The organism is Streptomyces sp. NPDC001219 (assembly GCF_053597915.1).
The window spans coordinates 80,589-102,396 of sequence record NZ_JBSFJF010000006.1; the positions used below are offsets into that span (position 1 = coordinate 80,589).

Annotated in this window: 17 protein-coding genes, 1 pseudogene and 1 riboswitch; of the genes and pseudogenes, 13 read left to right on the forward strand and 5 right to left on the reverse strand. The window is 72.8% G+C overall.

Annotation, left to right across the window (positions count from 1 at the left end; translation table 11 throughout):
- Positions 1-176 precede the first annotated feature (176 nt).
- The 11 genes from ACWC9R_RS05620 (at position 177) to ACWC9R_RS05670 (ending at position 13,717) form a co-directional block, all read left to right on the forward strand.
- Positions 177-1,292: an IPT/TIG domain-containing protein gene (locus ACWC9R_RS05620; RefSeq protein WP_450729099.1), complete on the forward strand. Its 1,116-nt coding sequence runs from the start codon at positions 177-179 to the stop codon at positions 1,290-1,292.
- 770 nt (positions 1,293-2,062) lie between these two features.
- The gene (locus ACWC9R_RS05625; RefSeq protein WP_362601923.1) at positions 2,063-2,641 is read left to right on the forward strand and encodes an RNA polymerase sigma factor; all 579 of its coding nucleotides are present in this window, start codon (positions 2,063-2,065) and stop codon (positions 2,639-2,641) included.
- Positions 2,638-3,330 carry a hypothetical protein gene (locus ACWC9R_RS05630; RefSeq protein WP_450729100.1) on the forward strand — a complete coding sequence of 231 codons (693 nt, stop codon included), beginning with the start codon at positions 2,638-2,640 and terminating at the stop codon, positions 3,328-3,330. The genes ACWC9R_RS05625 and ACWC9R_RS05630 overlap by 4 nt, the downstream gene beginning before the upstream one ends.
- A 49-nt stretch (positions 3,331-3,379) precedes the next feature.
- Positions 3,380-3,541: a hypothetical protein gene (locus tag ACWC9R_RS05635; RefSeq protein WP_450729101.1), complete on the forward strand. Its 162-nt coding sequence runs from the start codon at positions 3,380-3,382 to the stop codon at positions 3,539-3,541.
- A 211-nt stretch (positions 3,542-3,752) separates the two neighbouring features.
- Positions 3,753-4,958, forward strand: coding sequence for a cytochrome P450 family protein (locus ACWC9R_RS05640; RefSeq protein WP_450729102.1), 1,206 nt, complete (start codon positions 3,753-3,755; stop codon positions 4,956-4,958).
- A 250-nt stretch (positions 4,959-5,208) separates the two neighbouring features.
- Positions 5,209-6,417: a Rieske 2Fe-2S domain-containing protein gene (locus ACWC9R_RS05645; RefSeq protein ID WP_450729103.1), complete on the forward strand. Its 1,209-nt coding sequence runs from the start codon at positions 5,209-5,211 to the stop codon at positions 6,415-6,417.
- A gap of 280 nt (positions 6,418-6,697) precedes the next feature.
- Positions 6,698-7,075, forward strand: coding sequence for a DUF2267 domain-containing protein (locus ACWC9R_RS05650; RefSeq protein ID WP_450729104.1), 378 nt, complete (start codon positions 6,698-6,700; stop codon positions 7,073-7,075).
- A 607-nt stretch (positions 7,076-7,682) separates the two neighbouring features.
- Positions 7,683-8,954 (forward strand): MFS transporter, encoded by a 1,272-nt coding sequence (locus tag ACWC9R_RS05655; protein ID WP_450729105.1) that lies wholly within the window; start codon positions 7,683-7,685, stop codon positions 8,952-8,954.
- Complete coding sequence (locus tag ACWC9R_RS05660) at positions 8,951-10,801, forward strand: S9 family peptidase (RefSeq protein WP_450729106.1); 1,851 nt, start codon at positions 8,951-8,953, stop codon at positions 10,799-10,801. The genes ACWC9R_RS05655 and ACWC9R_RS05660 overlap by 4 nt, the downstream gene beginning before the upstream one ends.
- A 258-nt stretch (positions 10,802-11,059) precedes the next feature.
- The gene (locus ACWC9R_RS05665; protein WP_450729107.1) at positions 11,060-12,994 is read left to right on the forward strand and encodes a RiPP maturation radical SAM C-methyltransferase; all 1,935 of its coding nucleotides are present in this window, start codon (positions 11,060-11,062) and stop codon (positions 12,992-12,994) included.
- Between the two features lie 48 nt (positions 12,995-13,042).
- Positions 13,043-13,717 (forward strand): DUF5825 family protein, encoded by a 675-nt coding sequence (locus tag ACWC9R_RS05670; RefSeq protein ID WP_450729108.1) that lies wholly within the window; start codon positions 13,043-13,045, stop codon positions 13,715-13,717.
- 28 nt (positions 13,718-13,745) lie between these two features.
- On the opposite strand, the gene ACWC9R_RS05675 is transcribed toward ACWC9R_RS05670, so the two are convergent.
- The 3 genes and pseudogenes from ACWC9R_RS05675 to ACWC9R_RS05685 all read right to left on the reverse strand — a co-directional run.
- Positions 13,746-14,729, reverse strand: coding sequence for a DMT family transporter (locus tag ACWC9R_RS05675; protein WP_450729109.1), 984 nt, complete (start codon positions 14,727-14,729; stop codon positions 13,746-13,748).
- Positions 14,730-14,912: 183 nt separating this feature from the next.
- Positions 14,913-17,231, reverse strand: a complete 2,319-nt coding sequence (metE, locus tag ACWC9R_RS05680) for a 5-methyltetrahydropteroyltriglutamate--homocysteine S-methyltransferase (protein ID WP_450729110.1) — start codon at positions 17,229-17,231, stop codon at positions 14,913-14,915.
- Between the two features lie 163 nt (positions 17,232-17,394).
- Positions 17,395-17,616, reverse strand: a riboswitch (cobalamin riboswitch).
- A gap of 222 nt (positions 17,617-17,838) precedes the next feature.
- A pseudogene (locus tag ACWC9R_RS05685) lies at positions 17,839-18,120 on the reverse strand (malate synthase A); the annotation flags it as partial.
- Between the two features lie 147 nt (positions 18,121-18,267).
- On the opposite strand from ACWC9R_RS05685, the gene ACWC9R_RS05690 reads away from it, so the two are divergent.
- Positions 18,268-18,837 (forward strand): S1 RNA-binding domain-containing protein, encoded by a 570-nt coding sequence (locus ACWC9R_RS05690; protein WP_450729111.1) that lies wholly within the window; start codon positions 18,268-18,270, stop codon positions 18,835-18,837.
- A gap of 32 nt (positions 18,838-18,869) precedes the next feature.
- Here ACWC9R_RS05690 and ACWC9R_RS05695 read toward each other — a convergent pair whose 3' ends face one another.
- Positions 18,870-19,631 (reverse strand): DUF2470 domain-containing protein, encoded by a 762-nt coding sequence (locus ACWC9R_RS05695; RefSeq protein ID WP_450729112.1) that lies wholly within the window; start codon positions 19,629-19,631, stop codon positions 18,870-18,872.
- Between the two features lie 287 nt (positions 19,632-19,918).
- Between ACWC9R_RS05695 and ACWC9R_RS05700 the strand changes: the two genes are divergently transcribed.
- The gene (locus tag ACWC9R_RS05700; protein WP_450729113.1) at positions 19,919-20,584 is read left to right on the forward strand and encodes a class I SAM-dependent methyltransferase; all 666 of its coding nucleotides are present in this window, start codon (positions 19,919-19,921) and stop codon (positions 20,582-20,584) included.
- Positions 20,585-21,133: 549 nt separating this feature from the next.
- Here ACWC9R_RS05700 and ACWC9R_RS05705 read toward each other — a convergent pair.
- Complete coding sequence (locus ACWC9R_RS05705) at positions 21,134-21,775, reverse strand: TetR/AcrR family transcriptional regulator (protein WP_450729114.1); 642 nt, start codon at positions 21,773-21,775, stop codon at positions 21,134-21,136.
- Between the last annotated feature and the right edge of the window lie 33 nt (positions 21,776-21,808).

A 21,808-nucleotide genomic window follows, 5' to 3' on the forward strand; every position in this document is an offset into this window, starting at 1 on the left:
TCATTTTGAGGGCCGAACGCACCATTGCTGTCACGTACACGCCTTCTTCCGACCGGCCGGGAACCATACCGTCGCAGGCACCCAACATTCGACGCGGCAACCTCCGTGCCACGAGGGCCCGTTCACGAATGGACTCGTGAACGGGCGGTGGAGCGGTGGCTGCCCAGGGAGAAGTCATGTCCGACGTCATACAGCAGCACGTAAGTCCGCAGGCCCCGGGCGACTGGCCGGGCGGGGACGGGGGCGGTGGAGGCTGGCCCAGATATCCGAGAATCTACGACGCCATTCCGGCCTCGGGCCCGACCACCGGAGGAAACACGGTCCTGCTCACCGGATCGGGACTGCTGGGCACGAACCAGGTCACCTTCGGCGGCATCCCCGCGACCATCGTCAGCCAGGACCCCTCCGGCAACTCGGTCACCGTCCTCGCACCGCCGCACGCCGCGGGCACCGTCCAGGTCATCGCCACCACACCGCGGGGCAACAGCAACGCGGTGAGCTACACGTACACCGTGACGACACCGACCGGTCCGACGGTCACCACGCTCGTCCCCAGCAGCGGGCCCACCACCGGCGGCACCGCCTTCGCCCTCGTCGGCACCAACCTCACCGGCGGCACGGTCACCTTCAACGGCGCCCCGGCCCTCGGGGTGTCCATCAACCCCTCGGGCACGGTGCTCACCGGCACCACGCCGCCCGGCCCCGCCGGCAACGTCCCGGTCGTGGTCACCACGCCGGCCGGCAGCACCACCGTCGCCGGCGGCTTCACCTACACGGCGCCGCCGCCCGTGGTCCTCTCGCTGGTGCCGTCGTCGGGCAGCGCCACGGGGGGTACGGCGTTCGTGCTCACGGGCAGCAGCCTGACCGGGGCGTCGGTGACGTTCAACGGGGTTGCGGCGACGGGTGTTTCGGTCAATGCGTCGGGTACGGCGCTGGTCGGCTTCACCCCGGCCGGCCCGGTCGGCACCGTCCCGGTCGTGGTCACCACGCCGACGGGCACCGCCAACGTCGCCGGCGGGTTCACCTACACGGCGCCGCCGCTGCCGGTGGTGGCCTCGCTGGTGCCGTCGTCGGGCGGCACCGCGGGGGGTACGGCGTTCGTGCTCACGGGCAGCAATCTGAGTGGGGCGTCGGTGACGTTCAACGGGGTTGCGGCGACGGGTGTTTCGGTCAACGCGTCGGGTACGGCGCTGATCGGCTTCACCCCGGCCGGCCCGCTGGGCAACGTCCCCGTCGTCGTCACCACCCTGGCCGGCAGCGTCACTGTCGCCGGCGGATACACCTACGTGTGAGCGGCCGCTCCGCCGCCGGCGCCCATGGCGCGGCGGCGGCCCGGGGGAGTCCGCTTCCGCGGTGACCCGGCGTGCAGTGTCACCGCGCCGTGCCTCGGCAGGGACCGCCCCCTTCCGGTCCCGGCGAACACGGCCCGGGCGTGTCGTTCCGGATGTGGGTGACGGGTGACACGCCCCGTGGCACTCCGACGAGGTGAGGGCCTTCCGGCCCGGTGGGGATGGTGACATCCGTGCCGGCGCCGGGAGGCCCTTGCGCTTGTTGACGCCATGTCAGGCCGTCGAGGTCCGGCACGTGGCCACTTTCGCTCGTACAGCAGTGTGATCCGCGCCACTCTCCCCTCGCTCCACTCCTCAACGTCGCAGGTCAGAAGCTCAACGTGAGCACGCGACTGCGGATCGTCATTTTTGGCCCAGGAATCCGATTAACAATCGCGGCCTCCCGAGCGGTCTACGGGCAAGAGAGCGGTCTTCTCCGGCGTCATCCGGACGCTGGGCAGTTCACCGCGGACATCGAAAGGAGAGGCAGTGGATCACCAGTGGCCCTGGGGCACGCCAGCCATGGGCGGCGCGGCCAGGACGACCCCGGCTGTGCACCGCGCCCGTGCGCGTGAGTGCACCCACACCGCCTCGCGGACCTGCGGCCCGTCGGCCCGCAGCACTGTGCACGACCCGGACCGTGGAAAGGGGTGCGGTGCCGGACGGGCGCGTGCTCCGCGGGTCCACCCCGGCGCCGTCCGCCCGCCGGTGGCGGGCCGAGGGACGGCCGCCCGGTGAGCGACTACGGAGACGGACAGCAGTTGCGCCCCGACCCGATGGACGGCCTGCGCGGCGACTTCACCCCCTTCTTCAAGGAGGTGCAGTACGGCTACATCGGCTATGCGATGCAGCTGCTGCGCAATCGTCAGGACGCCGAGGACGCGGTCCAGATAGCCGGGATGAAGATCCATGCGAAGTGGGACGAGTTCCAGTCGCACCCCAACCTCCGGGCCCTGTGCCTGCGCGTGCTGCGTGACGCCATCACGGACTACATCCGCTCGCGCAGCCGGGTGACCCGCCACGAACGGCCCGCGGCCACCGAAGCCGGGCTCCACCAGTCCTGCGTCGACCAGATCGCGCACCTGGGCACCTTCGACGCCCTGGACCGCGCCATGGACGAACTGGCCCGCCGGGAGCCGGTACAGGCGGACTGCGTCCGGCTCCGCGTCGCGCAGCTGAGCTACGAGGAGATCGCCGAGACCCTCGGCATCACCCCGGGCACGGCACGCACCTACTACTCCCGCGGCCGCAAGCTCGCCAAGGAACTCGCGGCCTTCTACCTCCGGAACGATCAGGAAGGAGAACCGTCGTGACCATCGAGGACATTCTGCAGGCCGAAGCCGACGAGGTGGGTGGCGTACTGGCCGACCACGATCCCGAAGCCTTCACCCGCCGGCTGGCGGAGCGGATCGCCGAGGCCGAGCGCGGCGCCGAGGCGGAGCGACAGGCCCCCGCGGCGCGGCCGGCGCCCGACGGCCGGCACGACCGCGGCCCGTCCCCGGCACGCCCCGGACGCGCCCGGCCGTTGCCCAGACGCCCACGGCCCCGGCGCGTTCCCAGCGCCACGGCGAGCCCGGAGGAACTGCGCCGCCACCTGCACACCCTGTGCGAGTCGGTGCTGCGCGGGGGGCACCGGGGGCGGCTGGAGAAGTTCGCCCGGGACTACGACGCGGCCGGGGCCCGCACGTTCGCGTGCCTGCTCTACTCCATCGACCGGCCCGAGGCGGCGGTCTTCTGGTGGCGGTTCGCGGCCGGCGCCGAGGACCAGCTCTCCGCCCACTGCCTGGCCATCCACCACGCGGCCGCCGACAACCTCATCGACGCCCGGCTGTGGCGCACCGTCGCCGCCGCCCTGGGCTACTCACCACGCCGGCATCTGCCCAACCCGGCCCCCGGGGCCCCGCTCCCGGACCCCGGGTGGCTGCTGGAGCGTTCCGGGCCCGAGCTGCAGCAGTTCGCCGAACGGCAGGCCCCCCTGCCCGTGGGGTGCGCGGGGCGCTGACGCGGCGGGCCCGCACGAACCACCCACCACCGATCGAGGAGACGCCCCCATGAAGGACTCCGCGGAGGGCCGGCAGCCCCCGCCGCGTGTTCCCGGCACGCCACGGCGCCCGTGGCTCAGGACGTACGCCCGCTTCACCGCCGCCCATGTCATCGAGGGGGTGGCCGGGGCCGCCATCTCCGGTCTGCTGCTGTACCTGACCCAGCGGTAGCCGGGCCCGGCCCGGAAGCCGTGCGCTGCCGTCGGCCCGAGCGGGCCGACGGCAGCGTCCGTTCCACACGGCCCGGCCGTATCACCGGACATCCCCAACACGCTTGCCCCATAAGCCATTTCGGCACAGGCGGCGGTTAGCGGACCCGCAGCCGGGGAGGGTTCCCCCGTACCAGTCGTCCCGGGCAACGTCGCGACGCACAGGAGGCCGGATGACCACGGAACCGGTGGGGACAGTCGATCTGGCGGCATGGGGGGAGGACTTCGTCCGCGATCCCTACGCGGGCTACGCGCGGCTGCGCGAGCGCGGCCCGGTGCACCGGGTACGCCTCCCCGAGGGCACCGTCGTCTGGCTGGTCGTCGGCTACGAAGAGGTACGCGCGACGCTCAGCGACTCCCGGCTGTCGAAGGAGTGGCGGCACGCCTCCTCCGCACAGCCGATGCAGCCGGTGTCCAGCGGCGTGTCGATGCTCCGCGCCAACGCGCCGCAGCACACCCGGCTGCGCGGCCTGGTGGCCCGCGCCTTCACCGCGCGCCGGGTGGCGTCCCTCGCGCCGCGCGTCCAGGAGCTGACCGAGGGGCTGCTGGACACGATGCTCGCCGCCCCCGACGGCCGCGCGGATCTCGTCGACGCGCTGGCCTTCCCGCTCCCCATCACCGTCATCTGCGAGCTGCTGGGCGTGCCCTTCCTGGAGCGGGACACCTTCCGCACCTGGACCGACATCCTGATGGTGGGCGCCCCCACCCCACGGACGAGAGAAGCCCTGACGGCCATGACCGGCTATCTCGACGGACTGGTGGAGACCAAACGCGCCCGCCCCGGCGACGACCTGCTGAGCGATCTGATCGCGGTGAGCGACGAGGGCGGCGACCGGCTCAGCCACGAGGAACTCCTGGGCATGGCCCAGCTGTTGCTGATCGCCGGCTACGAGACCACCGGCAACCTCATCGCCAACGGCGTCCTGGCGCTGCTCACCCACCCGGACCAGCTCGCCGCACTGCGCGCCGACCTGTCGCTCATCGACGGCGCGGTCGAGGAGATGCTGCGCTACGACGGGCCGCTGGAGACCTCCACCTTCCGCTTCACCCGCGAGCCGACCGACATCGCGGGCACGGTGATCCCCGGCGGCGGCGAGGTCGTGCTCCCCGTGATCGCCGACTCGGGACGCGACCCGCTCCGCTTCGCCGATCCCGACCGCTTCGACATCACCCGTGACGCCCGCGGCCACGTGGCCTTCGGGCACGGCATCCACTTCTGCCTCGGTGCCCCGCTCGCCCGCCTGGAGGCCCGGATCGCGATCCGCGCCCTCCTGGAGCGCTGCCCGAAGCTGGAGCTGGACGCCCACCCGGCCGACCTGCGCTGGCGGCTGGGCGCCCTGCTCCGCGGACCGCGGCACCTCCCGGTCCGCTGGTCGTGACCGGCCGGGCCTGCCGGTCGGTGGTGCCGCGCGCCGCACAGCCCCCTTCAGTCGCCGTCCGTGCGGCACCCGCGCGAGTGCCGCCGAGGCGTCCTCCGGCCCCGTCACCCTCCGGGGCGAGCCTGATCGGCGCCGTACCGGGGGAAACGCACTAGGTGATCGCGGAGAAACCGGTACCGCGCGCTGCCCGCCGCCATCCGAGGTTTTCTCCCCGTTCCGTATCACTGACCCGCGTGCGAGGGAGAAACGTATGACCAAGGCTCAGCCCGCAAGGGACGGGGCGAATCCGGCCGGGCCGGCCGGTGGCCCGGAACAGCTGCGTGCATTTCGTCCCGGAGCGACGGCGGACCTTCGGCGTACGGGCATCAACCCGAATTTCTGGTATCCGGTCGCGGTCTCCACAAGCGTGCCGAAGAGCAAGACCTTCGCAGCCGTGTTCGCGGGGGAGCGGATCGCCCTCTACCGCGGCGCGAGCGGCACGGTCTTCGCGCTGGAGGACCGGTGCGCCCACCGCCAGGTGCCGCTGAGCATGGGGGTCGTGGAGGGCGAGACGCTGCGCTGCTGCTACCACGCCTGGGCCTACCGCGGGAACGGCCGGATCTCGCAGATCCCGTATCTGCCCAAGGGCACCGACCGGCCGCCGCGCGGGGTGCGCTGCTATCCGGTCCGGGAAAGGTACGGCCTGGTGTTCGTCTTTCCGGGTGATCCGGCGAAGGCGGAGACGACTCCGCTGCCCGAGCTGCCGGAATTCTCCTCGGGCAAGCACAAGGCCATGATGTTCTCGCGCACGGTGCGCTGCCACTACTCGTTCATGCACGAAAACCTGCTGGACATGAACCACCAGTTCCTGCACCGCGGCGTTCTCGGCAAGATCCACCCCAAGCTGCTCGGATACGAATCCGGCCCGGAATTCGTGGAGGCCCGCTATCTCTTCGTTTCCGGCGGGGGAAAGCGGGACCGCGGCGCCGGTCTGCTGTCCGGTGACGGCTTCGGCGGAGGGGACGCACCCGACGTCATCACGGTCCGCACGGAGTACCCCTACCAGACCCTCCAGGCGGTCCCCGAGAACTCCGAACTCCCGTCCTTCTCCCTCTGGGCGGCGTACGTGCCGGAGGACGCGGAGCAGCGCGTCAACCACGCCTACGGCCTGCTCATGATCGCGAAGCCGCCGGTCCCCGGGGCGCTCCATCTCGCCTGGCCGTTCATCCGCCGCTTCACCGAGCGGGTGTTCGCCGAGGACCGGATGGCGGTCGAGGCCGAGCAGCGCGCCTGGGACGAGCAGGGCGAGGACTGGAACCAGGAGGTGTTCCCACTGATCCTCGACGTCCGTGACGTGCTGCGCACCAACGGCGTCCCGGTCCGCCCGGAGTCCGCCCTGTGCGGTGCCGCCGCGCTCTGCGACGGCACACCACGGACCGGCGCGACGGCGGACACCATCGCCTCGAACCGGCCGGTCTGATCCGGCCGGCTCCCGCACCCGCCGGCTCCCGCCGAAAGGCGCCCGATCTGACATCACCCCAGGTCAGGCGCCTTCCGGGCGTGACTGCACGGCCACGGCTGAACGGGCGGGGCCGGACGTGGCAGCCATGCGACAGCCATGAGGAGCCCGTGCCCCGGTGACCTGTAGTGGAGGCGCGGGTGCAGCCGGTGGCGGGCCGACGGTGGGCGGGGGATCGTGGCAAGGTGGTGAGTGAGGTTTGCCTCCCTCGCTCACCCCCGATCCCGATGTGGAGGCTCGCATGGACGACAAGGAGTTCTTCCAGGCGGTGGCGGTTCGCGCGGGGCTCTCACGGCAGGAAGCGGCCGATCTCACCCGCGCCACCCTGGAGACGCTCGCACACCGTCTGAGCGACGGCGAAGCCCGCGATCTGGCCCTCGAACTTCCCGAGCCGCTGCGTGTCTCGCTCCAGCGGGGGCGGGGCGAGATGGAGGTCTTCGGATCGGCGGAGTCGGTCCGCAGGGTGCGTCGGCGCACCGGCCTGTCCGGGCCGGAGGCCGACCGCGGTGTCCGGGCGGTCCTCGGCACGCTGCAAGAGGCCATCTCCCGTAAGGAGTTCGGGCACGCCATGTCGCAGCTGGGCAAGGAGTACGCGCAGCTGGTGGGGACCCGTCCCTGAGACGACCGCCCGCGCCCCGGTGCTGCCGGGGTGCCGAGGGTTCCTCCGCCGGTGTGCCGACGGAGGGAACTACCTCTCCTGATGGGGCGTCAACAAGTCTGCGTATCCGGCCAATCGGACTCCGAGTCGGCGGACGGGCGACCCCGGACCGGAGCCTGCGCCGGATCAATGACGCCGCCACAGCGACCGCCTCTGTCGGTCGCCGCGATGAGCTGAGGGCGCCGGGGTGCTGGTCGACGGGGTGCCGGTCCGTCCGGCCGCGCCGCTCGAAGGTCTTCGGCGCACACACCTTGTGGCCCACGTCACTGTCTGGCTAAGCTCCGGCACGATTCGGGCACATTTCCTCCGCAAGTTGACCTATTGGTGCGGTTGATCTTCACGATCTGCCCACATACGTGAGGTGGCTTCGCATGGAACGGTCAGCGGCATCCCCGGCAGGCGGCGCACCCCACGACTTACCGGGGGGCTCCTCGCGAGCCACGGCGGCGGAACTCCCTCTGCGTGGCGGTACGTACGGCAGCGCCGCCGGCCGCGCGGACCGCCGGATACGGGCAGCGCATGACAGGGCCCGCCGCGGCACCGCGAGACCCGCCCCGGGCCGTCCCTGATGACCGCGTCCGTCCCGGCGGTGGCACCGGCCGCTCCGCTGCCGCAGGCCCGCCGCGACCTCCGGCTGTTCTGGTGGGCGGGCACCTGCGACGCCCTCGGCAGCCAGACGTCCGGGCTGGTCCTGCCGTTGCTGCTGCTGACCCTCGGCCGGTCGCCCGCCGAGGTCGGGGCCCTCGCCGGGCTCTCCGCGGCCGCGACGCTGCTGCTCGGCCCGTTCGCCGCCGTCCCCGCCGACCGCGGCGCGCGCAAGCGGCTGATGGTGGCCTCCGCGCTGGTGTCCGCCGCTGCCATGGGCGGTGTCACCGTCGCCGTCGCGGCGGGCCCGGTCCCGTTGGCCGCGCTCATCGCCGCCGTGCTCGTCGAACGGTGTGCGACCTCCTGCTACGAGGCGGCGGCGCTGGGCACCGTCGCGCTGGTGTGCCCGCCCGCCGAGCACCGGCGGGTGCTGTCCCGATTACAGGCGGGGGAGCGGGCCGCCCTCGTGGTCGGGCCCGCGCTGGGCGGGCTGCTCTTCCAGGCCGAACGCTGGCTGCCGTTCCTGGCGGACGCCCTCTCGTACGCCGTCGCGGCGGGATGTATCTGCGCGCTGCGTTCCCCGCTCGCCCCGCGCCGTGAGCAGCGTCCGCCTGCCGTCCGCGAGCGCCGAGGGTGGCGGGGGCGGGTGGCCGAAGCCGGGGCCGGACTGGCGCTGATCCGCCGGGTGCCCTTCCTGCGGCTGGCGCTGCTGTGGATCTCGGGCGTCAACGCCCTGCTCGTCGCGCTGTATTACACAACGGTCTTCGCCCTCCAGGACCACGGCCGGGGCGCGGCACCGCTGGGCCTGGTCCTCGCACTCGCCGGGGCGGCCGGGCTGGCCGGAGCGCTCGCCGCACCCCGGATCGCCGGCCGCCGCTCCGCGGGCCGGCTGCTGGTGACGGTGTCCTGGCTGATGGTGCCGCCCGCCGCGGCCCTGGCGACGGCCCGGGAGGCCTGGCACTTCGGGCTGCTCTTCGGGCTGCTGTGCCTGCTGACGCCGGTGGCCACCGTGGCGCTGCAGGCCCGGATCATCCAGGTCGTCCCGCTCGGACTCCAGGCCCGCACCGGCACCGTACTGGCCACCGTGTCGGGCGCGGCCGCGGCCGTGGCGCCCGCCCTCGCCGGGCTGTCGGCCGACCGGGCCGGGGCCGCCGCCACCCTCCTGGGCTGCGCCGTCCTGCTGGCCGGGCTCGCGCTCCACACCACCTGTGTGGCACCGTCCCGCACCCGCCGCACCGGTCCGGAGCCGGTATGAACACGACCGCGGCGCACCCCGCCGCCCCGCCGCCCTCCGGCACCGGCTTCCGCGTCTACCAGCCGGCGCTCCCCGAGGTCTGCCCGCGCGACCCGGCACGGATGGCGCTGGCCGCGGACGCCGACGGCCGCTGCGAGATCTTCACCTGGAACGCCGCCACCGGCACCGCACGGCAGGTCACCGACAGCCCGCACGGCACCCTGCACTGCGCCCTCGATGCCGACGCCCGGGTGTGGTGGTTCGCGGAGGACCGCGGCGGCCGCGGGCGCTGGTACTTCCAGGACTTCGAGGGCGGCGCACGGCGGCCCGGCCTGACCGGACTGCCGCCGGGGCTTCCGCACGGCCTCGCCGTCAGCGACGCCGGGACCGTGGCCCTCGGCCTCGGGGACGGCCGCGGGACGACCGTGCACGCCGGGAGACCCGGGGGACCGGCCCGGCAGGTGAGCACGGTCGAAGGGCAGGCGCAGCTGGTGGGCATGTCGCCCTCGGGCGGGCTGCTGGCGCTGTCGGGGGCGGCCGGCTCCGACCGGGCGGTCACGCTGCTGACCTGCTCCGGGGCGGTGCTCGACCGGCTCTCCGGACAGCACGGCCGGCTCTGGGCACTCGGCTTCGCCCCGTCCCCGGCAGGCACCGAACTGCTGCTGGTCCAGGAGCACCACGACCGCTACCGGCTCGCGACATGGCGGCCCGGCAGCGGGCTGCTGCCCCAGGACTGGTGCCGCTTCGACACCGAGATCACCGCGCACTGGTACCCCGACGGGCGCCGTGTCCTCATCCGCCAGGACCGCCACGGCCGTTCCACCCTCACCACGGCCGACCTCGACCGGCGCACCCTGACCCCGGTGCCTACCCCGCCCGGCACCCTGCTCGACGCCGTCCCGCACCCGGGCGACGACGTGCACTACCTCTGGACCGACACCGCCACCCCGCCCCGGATGGGCTCCACCGCCGGCACCCGGCTCCCGGAACTCGCCACCCTGCCCGCCCCCGCGCCCGGCCGGCACCGCGAACTGTGGACCCCCGGCCCGGACGGGCCCGTGCACACCCTGCTCAGCGAACCGGAGCTGGTCACCGGGCGGCGGCCGCCACTGGTGTTCCTGGTGCACGGCGGCCCCGCCGACCACGACCGGGACGCCTACGACCCGGAGGTGCACTCCCTGGTCGCCTCCGGGTTCGCGGTCGCCCGGGTCAACTACCGCGGCTCCACCGGATACGGCCCCCGCTGGCGCGCCGCCTACGGCGCGGGCGTCGGGCTCACCCAGGTCGCCGACCTCGTCGCGGTCCGCACCGACCTGCTCCGCCGCGGCCTGGCCCGCCCGGACGCGACCGGCCTGTGGGGCACCTCCTGGGGCGGCTATCTGACGCTGCTGGCGCTCGGCACCCGGCCGGACCTCTGGCGGGCGGGCGTCGCCGTCAAACCGGTCGCCGACTGCGCGGCCGCCCACCGCACCGGCACCCCCGCCCTGCGGGCCCTGGACGAGCGGCTGTTCGGCGGCACACCCGACACCGTGCCCGAGCGCTACACCCGCAGCTCACCCCTCCACTACGCCGCCGACGTCCGGGCCCCGCTGCTGGTGATCGCCGCCACCCTCGACGCCAAGTGCCCGCCCGGCCAGGTACGGAGCTACCTCGGCGCGCTGCGGCGGGCCGGCGCGGCACATGAGTCGATGTGGCTGGAGACCGGCCACGACGGCTACACCGGCGCCCACCACGTGGCCGTACTGCACCGCGCCATGGGCTTTCTGGGCCAGCATCTGCGCCGCACCCCCGCGGCCCACCGAACCCCCCGTCCCCCGGTGGACGGGGTCACCGGAGGCACCGGCCCGTCCGGCGCCCCCGGATCGTGAGAACCGTTCGCAACCGCCAGAAGAGGAGCACCAGCCATGCAGAAGGACATCATCCACAACGACCCGCTCGCGGGTGACGAGGAGAACCGCAGACCGGGCATCGGCATCACGGTGACCGTCCCGTTCCGTAACGCCGAGGACACCGAGGAGGACTGACCCTCCCCGGCCGGCCCGGAGCACTCCCGGGCCGGCCGGACCCGTGTACGTCACCGGCCGGCCGCCGGCCGCCTCCCACCCACCGCCGCACGAGGAGCCGCCATGCGCGTCCTGCTGGTCAACATGCCCTGGTCCCCGATCGACCTGCCGTCCCTCGCACTCGGCATCCTGCGACGGAGCGTCGACGAGCGCACCTCCGGCCGGGCCGACGTCCTGCACGCGAACCTGGAGTTCACCGACTGGATCACCCGGCGGACCGGGTTCACCGCGGACGACTACCAGTTCTACGCGCTCTCCTCGTACTTCATGGGCTGTGGCGACTGGGTGTTCTCCTCCGCCCTGTACGACGACCCCGAGTGGCGCGTGAAGGAGTTCAGCGTCTCGATGCGCGGCAAGCTGCGCGAGGAGCGGCTGCAGATGTCCAAGGAACTGCACCGCGTGGTACCGGAGTTCGTGCAGGAGATCGCCGAACGGATCGTCGCGGCCGGCCCCGACGTCGTCGGCTTCACCTCCACCTTCCAGCAGAACACCGCCGCGCTCGCCGCCGTCAAACACGTCAAGCGCCTCGCCCCGCACATCAGGACCGTCATGGGCGGCGCCAACTGCGACGCCGAGCAGGGCCACGCCACCCACCGCAACTTCCCGTTCCTGGACTTCGTGGTCCGCGGTGAGGGCGAGGCCGCGTTCCCCCAGCTGCTCACCGCCCTCGACGAGGGCAGCGACCTGTCCGCCGTCCCCGGGCTGTGCCACCGTGACGCCTCCGGTGCCGCGATCGCGAACCCGATGAGCACCCGGCCGCTGCCGCCCGCGACCATCCTGCCGCCCGACTACGGCGGGTACTTCGAGCGCCTGGCGTCCTCCGTCGCCCGCAACTGGGTGGAGCCCAAGCTCGTCGTCGAGGGGGCCCGCGGCTGCTGGTGGGGGGAGAAGCACCACTGCACCTTCTGCGGACTCAACGGCTCCTTCATGCAGTTCCGCAGCAAGAGCCCCGACACCTTCTACGACGAGATCACGGAACTGGCCCGCCGGCACCGGGTCCTGGACATGTACCTCGTCGACAACATCCTCGACATGGGCTACCTGACCACCGTGCTGCCCCGCATCATCGACAGCGGCCACGACCTGCGGATGCACATCGAGATCAAGGCCAACATGCGCCGCCCCCAGCTGCGGCTGCTCGCCGAGGCCGGAATGATCTACGTCCAGCCGGGCATCGAGAGCCTCAACAGCCGGGTGCTCGACCTGATGGACAAGGGCGTGAGCGGCTGCCAGAACGTCCGGATGCTCCGCGACGGTGCCGAGACCGGCCTCTCCGTCTCCTGGAACTACCTGCACGGCTTCCCCGGCGAGACCGCAGCGGACTACGAACCCGTCATCGCCCAGATACCGGCCCTGGAACACCTCGACCCGCCCGTCGACCTGTCCGCCCGTATCGCCATCGAACGCTTCAGCCCGTACTTCAACCGCCCCGAACTCGGCTTCACCGGGCTGCGCCCCGAGGAGCACTACCGCTTCACCTACGACCTGCCCGAGTCCGAACTCCTCGACATGGCGTACGTCTTCGAGGCACCCGAACGCGGCATCACCGAGCCCACCGTCACCGCGCTCAACGACGCCCTCGGCGCCTGGAAGAAGCACCACACGGACAGCAGGCTCACCCATGCGGACCTCGGCGACCGCATCGTGCTCGTCAGCCGCCGGCACGCCTTCGACTGGGGCGCCATGGAACTCACCGACCCCACCGAGATCGCTGCCTTCCGGCTCCTCGACCAGCCGCACGCCCCCGCGGCACTGACCCGCAAGCTCGCCGCCCGCCTGCCCGAGCACACCGTCGACGCGGCCGCCGTCCACGCCCTGCTCCAGCACTGGGTGACGCTCGGGCTGGTCTTCACCGACGGCGGCCAGTACGTCCACCTGGCACCGGCCGCCGTCAACGAGGACCTGCTGCGGCTCGACTTCATGCGCCACACCCACGCCGCGAAGGCCCCGCAGGGCCACCCGGACGACGACCCCCGGTCCCTCGTCGCCCACGTCTGACCCCCGACCGGCCCGCCGCAGCACCTCCACGCGCCGCAGGAGAACGCCATGACCAGCACCGCCACCCCCGCCCCCCGAGCACTGACCCTCCGCGCCTGGCGGGACTACGACGAGGACGCCTGCGCCCTCCCCGGCATGAGCCTGGGCGCCGTCGACCTCACCGGCCCGCCGGACGAACAGGCCACCCTGCTGTGGGAACTCGGGGCCCGCCGGGTGGAGTTCACCGGCACCGTCGACCTGACCGCGGTCGACGACCCGGCCGACGCCGCGCACGCCGTCCGGCGACTCTGCCTGATCCGCGATCTCACGGCCCGCGCCATCCTGGTGCAGTGGCAGCTGCGGCTCCCCCCGGAACCCGACGACGGCTGGCGCGACCTCAGCCACCTCCAGCCGCCCCGCACCCTCACCGGCCCCGCCGACGCCGTGGCCGCGCTCGCCCAGTGGCGCGACGGGCACTACCTCTGCAAGTGCCTCTGGCGCCAGGGCCCCGGCTTCGTCCAGATCCGCGACCGCCGCTGGGGCGAACTCCGCCGCTTCACCGCCGAGGAACCCGAGTACCAGGAAGCGATCACCCAGCTCTCCTACGGTGCACCCCTCCGGACCGTGCCGAAGGCCATCGCCACCGACTTCCTGACGGAGCGCCTGGTCGGTCGCACCGGGCCCCTGCTGTGGTGGCTGCCGTACCGGGTGAACCGCTGGATTCAGGAGGCGATGGCCGTCTGACGTCCGGAGGGGAGGAAAGCGACAGGACTCAGGTCCGGGCGTCACCGGCGGACACCTCGGGCCGTGCCTCCGCCCCGCTCCCGGACCCACCCGCCGGAGCCTGGGCCCGTGCCGTCCCCCGCATCCGCGACACCGCCACCCCGGACAGGCACAGCAGGCCCCCCAGGAGCGTCAGCCAGCCGGGCACCTCGCCCAGGAACAGCCATGACATGACGACCACGAGCACCGGTACCGCGTAGGTCGTGGTGCCCATCTTCCCGACGGTCGTACGGGACACCGCATAGGCCCAGGTGGTGAACGCCAGGGCCGTCGGGAAGACCCCCAGGTACACCATCTGCAGCGTCGCCGGCAGCGGCGCCCGGCTCACCTGCGACACCAGCTGACCGGCGAACGGCAGGCAGGCGACGGCTCCGGCCAGCGCGCCGAACGTCGTCACCTGCATCGGCGTGGCGTGCTTCAGCGTCGGCTTCTGCAGCACCACACCCACCGCGTACGCCAGCGCCGCGAACAGACACAGCACCACGCCGAGCAGCGACGAGTCCCCGCCGCCGGACATGGACAGCCCGACGACCACGGCGCCAGCGAACGACACCGTCATGCCCGCCATCAGCCGCGGCGGGAACCCCTCCTTCAGCAGCCATCCGCCGAGCAGCGCCATCAGGATCGGCCCGACGTTGACGACCAGGGAGGCCGTTCCGGCATCGACATGCTGCTCACCCCAGTTCAACGCGACCATGTACGCGCCGAACCACAGGACCCCCGAGGCGATGATGCCTGGCCAGGCCTCCCGGGGCGGAAAGCCACCGCGCCGCACCAGCAGGACGGCGCCCAGTACGACGGACGCCACCACCAGGCGGCCCAGGGCGAGGGCACCCGGCCCGAAGTGCGCGGCGGAGCTGCGGATCGCGATGAACGACGAGGCCCACAGCACCACGGTGACGGACGCCGCGGCGAGCGCGCGGCCGTCCGGTGTGCTCGCGGCCCCGGTGTCACCCTCTGCTGCTGTTCCCACCCGCCGGCTCACTCCGCGTCCCTCCCGGTGCTCTTCGCGCACGTCCGTGCGCACCTGAGCCGCCAGCTTGTGGGAGCCGGCGCTCCGGTGACAAACGAATTGCACGGCCGGTCAGGTGGGGGGGCGGGCCGGAACGGCCGGGCGGGCGGAAGGTCAGCCGCGCGCCCGCCCGGCCGCGACGGGTCAGGAGCCGGACAGCTCCGCGCGGACGGTGCGGGCGGCAGTGACCAGATTCACCAGCGAGGCGCGGGTCTCGGGCCAGCCGCGGGTCTTGAGACCGCAGTCCGGATTGACCCAGAGACGCTCGGCGGGAAGGGCCGCGAGTCCCTTGCGCAGCAGGGCCGCCGCCTCCTCGGCGTCCGGGACACGAGGGGAGTGGATGTCGTAGACACCGGGCCCGGCCTCGCGCGGATAGCCGTGCTCGGCCAGCTCCCCGGCGACCTGCATGTGGGAGCGGGCGGCCTCCAGGCTGATGACGTCCGCGTCCAGGTCATCGATGGCCTGCACGATGTCGCCGAACTCCGCGTAGCACATGTGCGTGTGGATCTGGGTGCGGTCCCGCACCCCGCCGGTGGAGAGGCGGAACGCCTCGGTGGCCCAGGCCAGGTACGCGGCGTGGTCGGTGGCCCGCAGCGGCAGCGTCTCGCGCAGCGCGGGCTCGTCGACCTGGATGACCGAAGTGCCCGCCGCCTCCAGGTCGTTCACCTCGTCGCGCAGGGCGAGCGCCACCTGGCGGGCGGTGTCCCCGAGCGGCTGGTCGTCGCGGACGAACGACCAGGCGAGCATGGTGACCGGCCCGGTGAGCATGCCCTTGACGGGACGCCCGGTCTGCGACTGGGCGAAGGAGGTCCAGCGCACCGTCATCGGCTCGGGCCGGGAGCTGTCTCCCGCCAGGACCGGCGGGCGGACATAGCGGGTGCCGTAGGACTGCACCCAGCCGTGCCGGGTGGCGAGGTAGCCGGTGAGCTGCTCGGCGAAGTACTGGACCATGTCGTTGCGCTCGGGCTCGCCGTGCACCAGGACATCCAGACCGGCCTCCTCCTGGAAGGCGAGGACCTCGCGGATCTCGGTCCTGATGCGCTCCTCGTAGCCCGCGGTGTCCAGGCGTCCGGCCCGCAGGTCGGCGCGGGCGGCCCGCAGTTCGGCGGTCTGCGGGAAGGAGCCGATGGTGGTGGTCGGCAGCAGCGGCAGGCCGAGGTGCGCACGCTGGGCCGTGGCGCGCTCGGCGTACGGCTGCGCACGGCGGCCGTCGGCGTCGGTGACGGCGGCGGCCCGCGCCCGGACGGCCGGGTCGTGGGTGAGGGCGGAGTTGGCCCGGGAGGCCAGGTCGGCGCGGTTCGCGGCGAGTTCGGCGGCGATGGTGTCGGTGCCCCGCGTCAGACCCCGGGCCAGGGTCACCAGCTCCGCGGTCTTCTGCTTGGCGAAGGCCAGCCAGCGCACGATCTGCGGGTCGATGTCGCGCTCGACGGCGGCGTCCAGCGGCACGTGCAGCAGTGAGCAGGACGCGGCCACGTCGACCCGTTCGGCCAGGCCGAGCAGGGTGCCGAGGGTGGCCAGCGACTTCTCCAGGTCGTTGATCCAGATATTGCGGCCGTTGACCACGCCCGCCACCAGGCGCTTGCCGGGCAGCCCGCCGACCGCCGCCAGCGCGTCGAGGTTGGCCGCGGCCGCGTCGGTGAAGTCGAGCGCCAGACCCTCCACCGGGGCCTTGGCCAGGACGGGCAGTGCGTCGCCGAGCCGGTCGAAGTACGAGGCGACCAGGAGCTGCGGCCGGTCGGTGAGGCCGCCCAGCTCGCGGTAGGCGCGCGCGGCGGCGTTGAGTTCGGCCGGGGTGCGGTCCTGGACGAGGGCGGGCTCGTCGAGCTGCACCCACTCGGCTCCGGCGGCGCGCAGGTCGGCGAGGACCTCCGCGTAGACCGGCAGCAGCCGGTCCAGGAGCGTCAGCGGCTCGAAGTCGGCGGCCACGCCGGGGGCGGGCTTCGACAACAGGAGGTAGGTGACCGGCCCGACGAGCACCGGCCGGGCGGCGAGACCGAGGGTGAGGGCCTCCCTGAGCTCGGCGACCTGCTTGCCGGAGTCGGCGGTGAAGACGGTGTCCGGCCCCAGCTCGGGCACCAGGTAGTGGTAGTTGGTGTCGAACCACTTGGTCATCTCCAGCGGCGCCACGTCCTGCGTGCCGCGCGCCATCGCGAAGTAGCCGTCGAGGGCGTCGGCCGCGACGGCGGCGCGGTGGCGGTCCGGGACGGCACCGACCATGACGCTGGTGTCCAGCACATGGTCGTAGTACGAGAAGTCACCGGTGGGCACTTCGTGGAGGCCGGCGCCGGCCAGCTGCTGCCAGTGGGAACGACGGAGGGTGCGGGCGGTCTCCCGGAGGGCGTCGGCGCCGACCGTGCCCTTCCAGTAGCCCTCGATGGCCTTCTTCAGTTCGCGGTGCTGTCCCTGGCGGGGGTAGCCGTACACGGTGGCCCGTGCTGCCGCGGCTGCGGGCTTCGCTGTCACGGAATTCTCCTTCGCGAATACGTGTCATGGTCCCGGGGACGGAACGAGGTACGCGAAGGGGTGACGGACACCCAGCGGAAGCACGGTGCGTCTGGCACGCACGGGACCGCCTGGTATGACGCCGACCCGCCCTCGAGGTCACCGGGATGTCCGTGCACGCGGGGGCGCACACGGGCAACGGGCAGGTCTTCGGACTCGCGGGCGCGCCTGCCGGAGACCTCCGGCGGGCACCTACTGGCCGTCGCTTCCCGGACGCGTGATCCAGTGCGTATGACGGCGTTCGTTCCCACTCACCGCTGCGGGGCAGTCCCGGATTCCCACCGGGTTCCCTCTTACGACGCGGCCCGTCTGGCGGACGGGGCGAACCTGTTGCCCGGCCAGCGTAGAACGCGGCCCCCGTATCGGACACCTCTGCCCACATACCGGAATGTGACATGAGACACCGGAGAGTGAGGGGCGGCACGGACGTGGCAGGGCGCGGAACGGCCTCGCTCTCCGTTCCGCGCCCGTACCCCGCAACCGCCGGGCCCCTCAGCCCGGCGGCGACCCAGGGCCCCTCAGCCCTGGTCGTAGGGGTGGCACCCGCGCCCGGCCGTACGGCCCGCGCTCATGCCGTGACCTCCGCGCGGCGCACCAGGTGCCGGGCGTAGGCCTCCGGGGTGAAGGAGGCCGGCAACTCCCTGGCCAGGGCGACCCGTTCGAACAGCGCACGGACCTCGTCGAGCCGCGCCCACGGGTACGCGGCGCCCAGCGCGGCGAGTTCGTCGTCCAGGAACCCGAGCACCGTGTCCCGGTCGACCGCGCCGTGCCGCAGCCACTGCCAGATCTGCGCCCGCGCGATCTCGGCGGCCGCCGCGTCCTCCTGCAGCCCCTCCAGCACCACCTCGCCCGCATCGGCATCGCCATCCGCTGGTTGGGCGGGAGGTCTGAGGGTGCGTTGGGGAACTTGGATGGACGGGGACGCTCGACGGCCTGCGCTGGTACCCACAGGACGCCATGGAGTGAGTTCTGCCGGGCCCGTGAGAAGCTCCCCCTCGTGCGCAGCCCCTCCGAGACCCCGGAACTCCGTTCATTCCTCGCATCGTTGCGGTACGGCGAGGTCCTCTCCGGCACCGTCGCCGCGATCGAGCGGTTCGGCGTCTTCGTGGCGCTCGACGACGGGCCCGCCCATCCGGTCTTCCCCGGCGTCGGGTTCATCACGGTGCCCGAACTGTCGTGGCGGCGCCTCAGCGCGGCGTCGGAGGCCGTTCGCGTCGGGCAGCGCGTCTCCTGTCAGTTCCTGCAGTTCGACGACTGGAACATGGAGGCCCGGCTGTCCTTGCGGGCGACGCAGCCGGACCCCTTCCAGGCGTTCGCCGACCGCACCGTCGTGGGGCAGCAACTGCGCGGGCAGGTCAGCACGGTGGTCCCGTTCGGGGTCTTTGTACGCGTCGACCAGGGGATCGAGGGGCTGGTCCACCGCCGTCACCTCACGCCGGCGCCCGTGGAGGAGCCGTCGGAGGATGTCCGGGTCGGTGACGACATGGACGTCGTCGTCACCGGGATCGACCGGGAGCTACGGAGACTTACCCTCTCCCGGCGATCAGATCCGGCCGGACGGCAGTAGACACCTCGGCGGCCGCACCTGGCGCCGCCGGTTCAGCTGCGCCGCGGCGCCACCGTGTTCTCGTCCGGTTCCCATGCGTCGTCGAGGAGTCGGCTGCCGTGGGAGCAGCGTCGGGCGGTGGTGAGCAGCGCCTGCAGCTGGACGCCGAACTGGTCGGGGTCATTGAGCGTTTTGTGGAAGGGCAGCCGTACGTCGTGGTGGCCGAACGGGTACTCCAGGCGGAGGTCGATTCCGTAGCGGTCGATGGCCAGCGGCACCACACGTTCCATGAGTTGGAGGTACCGGGGCTCCACCAGGCGCAGCAGGAGGGGGACGCAGTGACTGTGCTCCTCGACCAGGTGGGTGAGGATGTCGGCTTCGTAGCCGGCCACGGGATCGGCGGGAGCGGCCATCAGGTCGTCAAGACCGACGCTGACCTCGGACGTGCCCCTTTCCAGCACCGCCGTGGCGAACTCCATGCAGTCGCCGGCGGGCGAGGCCCCCTTGTCCCGTGAGGTCAGCCACCCCATGACGGTGACGCGTGAGCGGACCCGGTCGCGCACGGGGAGCGGCGAGACATCCGTGAATTCCAGTGTGGCGGGCACCCGCTCACCCGCCCTTGCCGCGCCGGTGAGGCCGGCGTCCATCGGGGACGGGTGGAGGTGGATGTGCTGCGTCGCTCCTGGCCCGTTTCCGCGCGACACCTCGGTGCTGTGGCCGTCGGCCACCATGGTCATCGAGTGTGCCGTGGCCAGGATCGTCCGGACTCGTTCGGCGCTGGTCGGCTGCTGGTCCGCACCACCGAGGATACGCATACAGTCTCCTGAAAGTTAGGTAAGGCTTACCTTATCATGGTTGGGTTGTCTCGCCATGGGGGACGGTCGACGATTGCGATTCGGGCCGGCGGGCAGGTGGGATCGTGGTCGGCGCGCCTCTCCGGGTGGCGTCAATCGCGTGGGACGGTGACGTGCGGCCGGCGGGTCCGGCGGCACCGGCCGCACCGGCCGCACCTTCGAACCGGCCCTGGCGGGCCTCCTGATGCGGGCCCGCCGCAGGCTGAAGGCTCCTGCCGGGGTGTCGGCCGGAGGGGCAGACTGCCCGTATGACGCCCTTAGCGCAGCGGGCCCTCCGCGCCCTCGACCGGTTCAACGCGGCCCATCCCTGGGACCACAACGCCCACTACCACCGCTGGCTCCTGCGGCAGCTTCCCCAGCGTCTCGGCAGTGCCCTGGACATCGGCTGTGGCAGCGGCGATCTGGCCCGCCTTCTGGCCACCCGTGCCGACGAGGTCCAGGGAGTCGACGCCGACCCGGTGATCATCCGCCGGGCGCAGCAGTTGACCCCTCCGGCGGCCCCGGTGACCTTCACGGCCGCCGACGCGCTGACCGGCCTCCCCGGCGACTCCTACGACGTCATCACCTGCGTCGCCACCCTCCACCATCTGCCCTTCACCGAAGCGCTCAGCGTCTTCCGCCGGCACCTGGCCCCTGGAGGAACGCTGGTGGTCGTCGGCCTCTTCAGGGCGCAGGCCCCCGCCGACTACCTGCTCGGCGCCGTCGCCAGCCCGCTGAACACCGCCACGGGCTGGCTCAGGAACAAGGGCCGCCGGGCGCCCCGCCCCGCTTCGATGACCGCCCGGACCCGGCCGGCGGAGATGCCCTTCGCCGACATCGTCGACGGCGCCCGTGACATCCTGCCGGGCGCACGGCTCCGCCGTCGGCTCTTCTGGCGCTACACGCTCGTGTGGCGTCGCCCTTTCGTGTCCTGAGCCTGAGGGGCCCCGGCTCCGCATCCCGGCCGTGGGATCAGGTGTGGAGGCTGACCCTGGTTTCGACCAGTCGCGGTGCGCGGTCCTGTGCGACGGCACTCCAGGGCTTCTCGGACCGCCAGGGCCCCGAGGCGTACGAAGGTCATCTCGCAGCTGTCGACCCAGTGCCATGACAGGGCACGCACGGTGACCCGGGCATGGACCGGACGACCCGGACGACCCGGACGACCTGGATGACCTGGGCGACCCGGACGGGTGTCGGGGTCCTCGGGGTCCGCGGCGGCCAGTGCGCGCAACACGCCCCGGGCGAGGGACTCTTCGTACTCCGGCGACGGTTCGGGCCGGGCGGTACAGGCGAACTCGATGGACGAGGCGACCCCCGTCGGCACCGGCTCGAAGTCCAGCTCCACTCGTCCGTAGGTCGGCGCGCACGCCCCGACCGTCTGCCGCGAGTGCACCCTGACTCCGCGTACGGGGCGGGGGAGGGGCGCGGTCGGGGTGGTGGTCATGGCGGGTACGGTACGGGCGCCGGGCGCGTCGCGCGAGTGCTCAACTCCGGTGCGTCCGCGCCCCGGAGGAGTGTGATCCCTTCCCCTCGTGCCAGGCGATCACCGCGTCGACGAAGGCGAGGAGCCGTTCGCCGATGTGGTCCACGCTGCCGTTCTGCGCGCTCACCTGGGCTCCTTCCAGGGCGAAGGTGAGCTCTGCCGCGGCCCCCTCGGGATCGGTGAGACCGGCCGCGGCGCACATGGCGGTGAGGCGGCGGAGTTGCTGCGCCTTGTGTGCTTCGATCACCTGGCGCGCCGGATGGGAGCGATCGGGCAGCTCGGCAAGGGTGTTGACGAAGGGGCAGCCGCGGTGCGAGAGCGTCGACAGGGTGTCGGCGACGAACGCGGCCACGCCCCTGATCTGGGCCCGGGGGTCGTCCGGCCACCGTTCCTCGACCTTGTCGAACGCGGAGACGTAGTCGGCCGCGACGATCAGCAGCCACTGCGCCACCAGGGCGTCCTTGGTGCCGAAGTGGCGATAGAGCGCGGCCTTGGTGGTCCCGGCCTTCTCCGCGATGGCCTGGACGCCGACACCCCTGATCCCCTCGGAGTGGAACAACTCCTCGGCCGCGTCGAGAAGGCGCTCGCGGGGCGGCAGCTTGGCCACCCGTTCCGCCCGCCCCGGCCGCACCGTCTCCGCCATGTCCGATCCTCCCGTGCCACTCCGCCCTTCCGG